The sequence below is a fragment of the Brenneria populi genome, from assembly GCF_036016195.1.
Classification (GTDB): domain Bacteria; phylum Pseudomonadota; class Gammaproteobacteria; order Enterobacterales; family Enterobacteriaceae; genus Brenneria; species Brenneria populi.
On sequence record NZ_JAYWTM010000038.1, the window covers coordinates 1 to 8,061 of the forward strand.

General features: G+C 51.8%; 10 protein-coding genes. 1 reads left to right on the top strand and 9 read right to left on the bottom strand.

Features of this window, described 5'->3' with window-relative positions:
• Positions 1-4: 4 nt before the first annotated feature.
• The 5 genes from rplS to ffh form a co-directional block, all read right to left on the bottom strand.
• The gene (gene rplS, locus VSX58_RS21125) at positions 5-352 is read right to left on the bottom strand and encodes a 50S ribosomal protein L19 (RefSeq protein WP_009111758.1); all 348 of its coding nucleotides are present in this window, start codon (positions 350-352) and stop codon (positions 5-7) included.
• A 63-nt stretch (positions 353-415) separates the two neighbouring features.
• Entirely contained in the window at positions 416-1,171 is a 756-nt protein-coding gene (gene trmD, locus VSX58_RS21130; RefSeq protein ID WP_327619811.1) for a tRNA (guanosine(37)-N1)-methyltransferase TrmD, read from the bottom strand.
• 38 nt (positions 1,172-1,209) lie between these two features.
• Positions 1,210-1,758, bottom strand: coding sequence for a ribosome maturation factor RimM (gene rimM / locus VSX58_RS21135; protein ID WP_327619807.1), 549 nt, complete (start codon positions 1,756-1,758; stop codon positions 1,210-1,212).
• Positions 1,759-1,776: 18 nt separating this feature from the next.
• The gene (gene rpsP / locus VSX58_RS21140; protein ID WP_048637762.1) at positions 1,777-2,025 is read right to left on the bottom strand and encodes a 30S ribosomal protein S16; all 249 of its coding nucleotides are present in this window, start codon (positions 2,023-2,025) and stop codon (positions 1,777-1,779) included.
• Between the two features lie 155 nt (positions 2,026-2,180).
• Complete coding sequence (gene ffh / locus VSX58_RS21145; protein ID WP_327614365.1) at positions 2,181-3,542, bottom strand: signal recognition particle protein; 1,362 nt, start codon at positions 3,540-3,542, stop codon at positions 2,181-2,183.
• A 171-nt stretch (positions 3,543-3,713) separates the two neighbouring features.
• Between ffh and VSX58_RS21150 the strand changes: the two genes are divergently transcribed.
• Complete coding sequence (locus tag VSX58_RS21150; protein ID WP_327614364.1) at positions 3,714-4,508, top strand: cytochrome C assembly family protein; 795 nt, start codon at positions 3,714-3,716, stop codon at positions 4,506-4,508.
• A gap of 57 nt (positions 4,509-4,565) precedes the next feature.
• Here VSX58_RS21150 and luxS read toward each other — a convergent pair whose 3' ends face one another.
• From luxS to yqaB, 4 genes are all read right to left on the bottom strand, one after another.
• Complete coding sequence (luxS, locus tag VSX58_RS21155; RefSeq protein WP_327619808.1) at positions 4,566-5,081, bottom strand: S-ribosylhomocysteine lyase; 516 nt, start codon at positions 5,079-5,081, stop codon at positions 4,566-4,568.
• 149 nt (positions 5,082-5,230) lie between these two features.
• Positions 5,231-6,784 carry a glutamate--cysteine ligase gene (gshA, locus tag VSX58_RS21160; RefSeq protein ID WP_327619809.1) on the bottom strand — a complete coding sequence of 518 codons (1,554 nt, stop codon included), beginning with the start codon at positions 6,782-6,784 and terminating at the stop codon, positions 5,231-5,233.
• 77 nt (positions 6,785-6,861) lie between these two features.
• A complete protein-coding gene (locus tag VSX58_RS21165) occupies positions 6,862-7,290 on the bottom strand; it encodes a YqaA family protein (RefSeq protein WP_327619810.1) in 429 nt (142 codons plus the stop codon).
• Entirely contained in the window at positions 7,287-7,853 is a 567-nt protein-coding gene (gene yqaB / locus VSX58_RS21170; protein WP_327619812.1) for a fructose-1-phosphate/6-phosphogluconate phosphatase, read from the bottom strand. The genes VSX58_RS21165 and yqaB overlap by 4 nt, the downstream gene beginning before the upstream one ends.
• Positions 7,854-8,061 lie beyond the last annotated feature (208 nt).

Genomic DNA, 8,061 nt, shown 5'->3' on the forward strand with positions numbered 1-8,061 from the left:
TATCTTAGTTAAGACGCTCTTTGATACGGGCGGACTTACCAGTGCGTTCACGCAGGTAGTACAATTTGGCTTTACGTACGGCGCCACGGCGTTTAACAGCGATGCTGTCAACGACTGGAGAATGCGTTTGAAAAACGCGTTCTACGCCTTCGCCGTTGGAAATCTTACGAACAGTGAATGCAGAATGCAGACCGCGGTTACGAATAGCGATAACCACGCCCTCGAATGCCTGCAGACGTTTTTTGCTGCCTTCAACAACCCATACCTTCACTTCTACGGTATCACCCGGACGAAATGCAGGTACGTCCTGCTTCATCTGTTCTTGTTCAATTTGCTTAATAATGTTGCTCATAATATGTCTCTTACCCTAGGTAAACTGATATTTGGGTTCGGCAGGCCATAGCGAAACGACCGCCTAATACTTTTGTTGCTCAGACTGATATTCCTTCTGGAACTCAGCCAGCAACGCTGCTTGCTCGTCAGTCAGAGCTAGGCTTTTCAGAAGTTCAGGTCTTCTAAGCCAGGTTCGGCCCAGCGACTGCTTCAAACGCCAGCGGCGTATTTCAGCATGGTTGCCTGACAGTAAAACTGGCGGAACATCCATACCGGCCAACACTTCGGGACGAGTGAAATGGGGGCAATCCAACAATCCATCAGCGAAAGAATCCTCTTCTGCTGAAGCCTGATGACCCAGAACGCCCGGTATAAACCGGGAAACGGAATCAATCAGGGTCATTGCCGGCAGTTCCCCGCCGCTGAGAACGTAATCACCGATTGACCATTCTTCATCAATCTCGGTTTTAATCACGCGCTCATCAATCCCCTCGTACCGGCCGCAAACCAGGATTATTTTCTGATTTGTCGCCAGTTGGCGCACGCCTTCTTGATCTAATTTACGCCCCTGAGGCGATAAATAAATCACTTTGGCACCTTCGCCTGCCGCTTCTTTTGCTGCCTGGATCGCATCCCGCAAGGGTTGCACCATCATCAGCATTCCGGGGCCGCCGCCGTAAGGGCGATCGTCCACGGTGCGATGCCGATCGTACGCGAAGTCTCTCGGACTCCAGTACTGTACGTTCAGCAGGCCATTTTTTACTGCCCGGCCAGTGACTCCGTAGTCAGTAATTGCGCGGAACATCTCTGGAAACAGGCTAATAACCCCAATCCACATAGTCTCGTTCCACTTCATACTACCGGTCAATTCAGAGTTCAAAAACCAGGATCCCAATCTACTTCAATGGTTTGAGCAGAGAGGTCGACTCGCTTAACAACCTGTTCAGTGAGGAACGGAACCAGCCGCTCCTTGACCCCGAAGGCATCCTTCAGGTTAGCCCTTATCACCATCACGTCGTTTGAACCGGTTTCCATCATATCGATGACTTTCCCCAGTTGATAACCTGCAACGGTCACGACCTGACAGCCAATAAGATCTTTCCAGTAATAATCACCTTCATCCAGCTCGGGCAACTGCGACGAATCGACGGTAATTTCGCAATTAGTCAGTAAGTTTGCCGCATCACGATCGTCAACACCTTTAATCTTGATGATCAGATCCTGATTGTGATGTTTCCAGCTTTCAAGCTCGACAAGCCGCCAACCACTTTTCGTCTGGATAAACCAAGGTTGATAATCAAAAATGCTCTCGGCATCTTCGGTGGATGAAAACACTCTGAGCCAACCCCGAATGCCATAAGTCGACCCCATCTTCCCCAATACGATCGGGTTAGCGGGATCCGTCGGGCTGAGTTGCTTGCTCATTGTCACCACCGCAACAGATTACGCTGCTTTTTTAGCGTCTTTGATCAGCGAAGTTACGCGATCAGAAACAGTTGCACCCAGACCGACCCAATGTTCGATGCGATCCAGATCTAAACGCAGAGCTTCCGCCTGACCGGTTGCGATCGGGTTGAAGAAGCCTACGCGTTCAATGAAGCGACCATCGCGCGCATTGCGGCTATCGGTCACGACAACTTGATAAAACGGGCGTTTTTTAGCGCCGCCACGTGCCAAACGAATTGTTACCATAACATCCTCTTTAGTTAATAAAACAACCGGGCCCCATCGAGGAACGGGGCCCAGTGTCATATAAAAAGCCCCAAAATTTTACTCATTTTGGCGCAAAAAGCAATCTAAAGCGTATAAGCCCGCGATACTTTGTCTACTCGACGGATTTTCAGCAATTAACGCCCCGGGAATCCCGGCGGCATCATACCTTTCATGCCGCGCATCATTTTCGCCAAACCGCCGTTCTTCATTTTCTTCATCATGCGCTGCATATCATCGAACTGCTTCAGCAGACGATTGACATCCTGAACCTGCACCCCCGACCCCATCGCGATCCGACGTTTTCTCGACCCCTTAATGATTTCAGGCTTCGCCCGCTCCTTGAGCGTCATTGAGTTAATGATCGCTTCCATGCGCACCAGCACTTTGTCATCCATCTGCGACTTAACATTATCGGGCAACTGCCCCATGCCCGGCATTTTGCTCATCATGCTCGCCATGCCGCCCATGTTGCGCATCTGCTTCAACTGCTCCAGAAAGTCGGTCAGATCGAATCCGTCGCCTTTTTTCAGCTTCTTGGCCAGCTTCTCAGCCTGAGTACGGTCAACCTTACTTTCAATATCCTCGATCAGGGAAATAACATCCCCCATGCCAAGGATACGGGACGCCACACGCTCGGGATAAAACGGCTCCAGCGCCTCCGTTTTTTCACCTACGCCAAGGAATTTAATGGGCTTGCCGGTGATATGCCGGATAGACAAGGCCGCGCCGCCGCGGGCGTCGCCATCGATTTTGGTCAAAATCACGCCGGTCAGCGGCAGCGCCTCATTAAAGGCTTTTGCCGTATTGGCGGCGTCCTGCCCGGTCATGGCGTCGACCACAAACAGGGTCTCCACCGGATTGATCGCCGCGTGAACCTGTTTAATCTCATCCATCATGGCGTCATCGACATGAAGGCGGCCCGCGGTATCGACTAACAACACGTCGTAGAATTTCAATTTAGCGTGCTGAAGCGCCCGATTGACGATATCGATCGGTTTTTCCTGGGCGTCAGATGGAAAGAAATCGACCCCGACGCTTTGCGCCAGCGTTTCCAGCTGTTTAATGGCCGCCGGACGATAGACGTCGGCGGAAACCACCAGCACCTTTTTCTTCTGTTTTTCTCTAAGAAATTTACCTAACTTACCCACGCTGGTGGTTTTACCGGCCCCTTGCAGGCCGGCCATCAAAACCACGGCCGGCGGCTGAGCGGCAAGGTTCAGCTCCGCGTTAACCTCCCCCATGGCGCCGACAAGCTCATTCTTAACGATCTTGACGAACTCTTGTCCCGGGGTCAGGCTCTTGTTGACTTCGTGGCCGACGGCCCGCTCTTTTACCCGGTTAATAAATTCCCGCACCACCGGTAAGGCGACGTCAGCTTCAAGCAACGCCATACGAACTTCACGCAGCGTCTCTTTTATATTGTCTTCAGTCAACCGCCCGCGGCCGCTGATATTGCGCAATGTGCGCGATAGTCGATCGGTTAAATTTTCAAACATATCTCATGCTCAATGTAAGACAAAGCCGCTACCGCGACGCGAATGGCGCGGATTATAACACGAAAGCCGCGGCGATCTCTGCGCCTCGGGCGCAGAACAGTTGGTGCCTATGGAGACTAACGCTATACTGAATGCTCATTTTACTCAGCTGATAGTTAATAACCTACGCGTATGTCCGTTTTCGCTATTGTCGCTTTGGTCGCCTACACGCTTAGCCTTGGACTGATTATCCCCGGCCTGCTGCGCAAGAACAGCGCATATCGTCGGCTGGCGATACTTTCGGCCGGCGTCGCCCTTATCTGTCATGCGGCGGCGCTTTATCAACGTATTTTTGACGTCCAGGCCGGGCAGAACCTTAGCCTGCTGAATATCGGATCCCTTGTCAGCCTGATCATCTGCACGGTGATGACCATTGTCGCCTCCCGGAATCGCGGATGGTTCCTGCTGCCCATTGTCTACACTTTCGCGCTAATCAACCTGGCGTTCGCCAGCTTTATGCCCGGCGAATTCATTACCCATCTGGAAACCACGCCGGAACTGCTGTTCCATATCGGCCTGGCGCTCTTCTCCTACGCGACGCTGATCATCGCCGCGCTTTATGCGCTACAGCTGGCATGGCTCGATTATTTGTTAAAAAATAAAAAGCTGCGCTTTACCGCCGATATGCCGCCGCTGATGAGCATCGAGCGCAAAATGTTTCACATCACCCAGGTCGGCGTGATTCTTTTGACTCTGACGCTGTGTACCGGTTTGTTCTATATGGACGATCTGATCGACAACAAAGAGAATCTGCACAAGGCGATCTTTTCGTTGTTTGCCTGGTTTATCTATATTCTACTGCTGTGGGGGCACTACCATGAAGGATGGCGAGGACGCCGCGTGGTATGGTTTAACCTGATCGGCGCGCTGCTGCTGACCTTATCCTACTTCGGCAGCCGGGTAATACAGCATTTCGTCGCCGCCTGACGCGGCGCGTAGCCTGATAAAAAAGAGAGCCGTGCGGCTCTCTTTTTTATTTTCCAATCAGATATGTAACTCCGACAGTTTCTCTTTCGGCAACGCCAGCTCATCGTTATGGTTGATGCCGATATCGCGATCCAGAATATGCCGGGCAATATCCTGGGCTTCGGTCAGCGAATGCAGTTGATACGAACCGCACTGGTATTCGTTAAGCTCGGGAATCTTACGCTGATCGGTCACTTTCAGCACGTCGGCCATGGCGGCTTTCCAGGCATCGGCGACACGCTGCTCGTCAGGCGTACCGATCAGGCTCATGTAAAAGCCGGTACGGCAGCCCATCGGGGAAATATCAACGATCTCTACCCCATCGCCATTCAGATGGTCGCGCATAAAGCCGGCAAACAGGTGTTCCAGCGTATGAATGCCGCGCTCCGGCATGACTTCGATATTCGGGCGGCAAAAACGCAGGTCAAATACGGTGATAGTATCGCCATGAGGGGTTTTCATGGTTTTGGCAACCCGGACAGCGGGCGCAGCCATACGAGTATGATCTACAGTAAAACTATCTAGTAATGGCATAAGGCCACCTCCTCATAGAAAAAATTTATTTTTTCTCATTTCCGGGAACTTTTCTTTTCCATGCAAGTCTGACTATTTGAAAGACGCGCATTTATCATCATCCCTATTAGAGATGTTTATTTGGCCACATTTATATGTGGCCTTTTCTTTTACTGGGCCGCCAAATACGCTTCAAAGCTTACCTTATCGTCCGCCTCGATCTGCCGCTGACGGCGCCATGAACGTTCACTCTCCGCTTCCAACTGTTCTTCTGTCAATACCTGCAGCGGCTCTTCGCGGAGCATCTTACGGTATTTTTCCGCCAGATGAAGTCCAACCCCGCGATTGCCGCTTTCTTTCATCAGGTTCAACAGACGACCGGAGAAGGTGGTTTCGGGATCGTCAAAGCCAATAATCAGCTCATCGCAAACTTGCTGATAATATGGCTGATCGCTGCCGTTATCCAAAACCTCGGCGACCCGACGCAGGTCGGTAAACAACGATTTTCCGATCTTGGCGATAGGATGCTGTTCCGTTTCACACCCCATACCGATAGTCTGCCCCGGTTTACGCCCTTCAAGTATCACGCGATTCCAGTTTTTACGCGTGCACAACAGTTCATCTGCGCTCATCTCCGGCGCATCCGCCAACGCACACCAGATCAGGAACAGATCCAGGAAACGTACCTGGCTGGCATCGACCCCGGTAGGCGAGAAAGGATTGATATCCAACGAACGGACTTCAATATATTCAATCCCGCCACGCAGCAGGGCGTCGGAGGGGGACTCGCCCGCCCGGGTAACGCGTTTCGGCCTTATTGGCGCATAAAGCTCATTTTCAATCTGCAATACGTTGGTATTTAACTGTAAGTAGCGGCCGTCTTTCTTTATCCCGATCTTCTCATACTCTTCCGACGGGGTTTTTATCGCCTGTTTCAGCGCCGCCACATAGGTATTCAGATCGTTAAACGTAATACCCAAATTGCTCTGTGACTTATTAGTGTAGCCGAGATCGCTCATGCGCAGGGACGTTGCATAGGGGAGATAACACATCCCTTTTTCCGTGCGTTCAAACGGCAGCAACGTCTCCCTGCCTTGCAGGAAGGAGGAGCAAATCGCGGGCGACGCGCCAAACAGATACGGAATAACCCAGCCAAAGCGGTAATAATTTCGGATCAGACGGAAATATCCGGCGGAGATTTCCGCTTTACCGCTTTCCATATCGCTGACGCCGGCCCGGGCCTGCCAGAATGATAACGGCAAGGAAAAATTGTAGTGTACGCCGGAAATCGTCTGCATCAGCGCGCCATAGCGGCTCTTCAACCCTTCACGATAAAGAGTTTTGAAACGCCCGATATTGGATGAGCCATATTGCGCCAGCTCGATATCTTGCTCATTAGCGATAAAGCACGGCATGCTCAACGGCCACATCAGCTCGTCACCCAAATTACGCGCGACGTGACGATGGATATCGCGCAAAAACGCCAGGGTATGATCGACATCTTTATCGACCGGCGTAATAAACTCCAGCAGCGCTTCGGCAAAATCCGTTGTAATCCATGGATGCGTCAACGCCGCGCCTAACGTCTCCGGATGCCTGGTTGCGGCAAGCTGTCCGTCCGCCATAACGCGCAAAGTTTCGCGCTCGATGCCGCGCTGGATACCGTTCACCGCCTGAGGATTATTTTCCAGCCAGGAAAGAGCCTGTGATATATCCGGGATCAAATCGACCTCCCGATGTTAAATGTAATGTTTGTAAGCATAATTGAAACTTGATGGACCGCACCAGATCTCATTTCCGGTTAAGACCACCCTGCCATGCCTTGCAAGATTATCCCCGTCAGAACGATATAGCGCAGCATTTTTCCAATACAGATAAAAACCGCCGAGCTTATCCAAGGCATGCGTAACCAACCTGCCAATACGCACAACAAATCGCCGACTAGCGGAATCCAGCTAAATAATAACGCAGCCGGGCCGTAACGCCGTAGCCAGCGTACAGCCAAACCATATCCCATCGATGGTTTTGGCGCCGGCAGCCGGCGCCCGATGAAAACATTGGTTAATCCGCCCAGAGTATTCCCCGCCGTTGCGGCCATAATCAGCAACAGGGGGCCCGCGCTTTCAGAAACCAGCAAAGAAATGAGCAAAACTTCCGAACCGCCGGGCAGCAACGTCGCGCTCAGCAGGCTACTCCAGAAGAGAGAAAAAGCGGCCCATAACTCACTCACCGTTTACGCACATCAACCACGGTCATCTTTGCCCTTACGGCCGCCTCAACGCCATAATCCGCATCCTCAAACACCACGCAGTTTTCCGGCGCGACGGCTAGCAATTCGGCGCAGCGTAAAAAGGTATCGGGAAAAGGCTTATGATTATCGACATCATCCGCCCCTACAATTGCGTCAAAAAAGTCGCGTAGGCCGAGATGCTTCAGCAGTTTGTCGGCCAACGCATGGGTACTCCCGGTGCCAACCGCCATTGGGCGGCGTCCCCAATACGCTTTAACGATATCGACCGTGGGCAACGGTTTTACCGTATCCAGCAGCATCGCCTCCACCGCCGCCGCTTTTTCGGCGGCCAGCTGGTAGGGGTCGATATCAGCCTGATGATGATGAATAATAGCCTGCGCGATACGCCAGGTAGGCGATCCGTTCAGTGCCGTCATAGCGGCGGCATCATAGCTAATCCCGTATCTTGCCAGCACTTGATTCCATGCTTTCTGATGCGTGGGTTCCGTATCGAGGATGGTGCCGTCCATATCAAAGATCAAACCTTGATAGCGATCGTACATCATGACTCCGTGCTCACTGAAAAAGAGTGATCTACTTTAGCGTAAAGTGGAAACATTGTCGCTCACTCAATAATCTTATGAAAATCAGGTTATTACCCTTACTTGTGAAAAGATTGCCAAACGAATGCGATAAACGGGGCGACCTATCGCGAAAGAGAAGCGCTCAACAGCGCGGGCAAACGTAATCTTGAAGTGGTTTACTGAATTT

What these genes read in the sequence shown, in the direction of transcription:
- rplS (WP_009111758.1), bottom strand. Translation starts at nt 352, where the DNA reads ATGAGCAACATTATTAAGCAAATTGAACAAGAACAGATGAAGCAGGAC.
- trmD (WP_327619811.1), bottom strand. Translation starts at nt 1,171, where the DNA reads ATGTGGATTGGGGTTATTAGCCTGTTTCCAGAGATGTTCCGCGCAATT.
- rimM (WP_327619807.1), bottom strand. Translation starts at nt 1,758, where the DNA reads ATGAGCAAGCAACTCAGCCCGACGGATCCCGCTAACCCGATCGTATTG.
- rpsP (WP_048637762.1), bottom strand. Translation starts at nt 2,025, where the DNA reads ATGGTAACAATTCGTTTGGCACGTGGCGGCGCTAAAAAACGCCCGTTT.
- ffh (WP_327614365.1), bottom strand. Translation starts at nt 3,542, where the DNA reads ATGTTTGAAAATTTAACCGATCGACTATCGCGCACATTGCGCAATATC.
- VSX58_RS21150 (WP_327614364.1), top strand. Translation starts at nt 3,714, where the DNA reads ATGTCCGTTTTCGCTATTGTCGCTTTGGTCGCCTACACGCTTAGCCTT.
- luxS (WP_327619808.1), bottom strand. Translation starts at nt 5,081, where the DNA reads ATGCCATTACTAGATAGTTTTACTGTAGATCATACTCGTATGGCTGCG.
- yqaB (WP_327619812.1), bottom strand. Translation starts at nt 7,853, where the DNA reads ATGTACGATCGCTATCAAGGTTTGATCTTTGATATGGACGGCACCATC.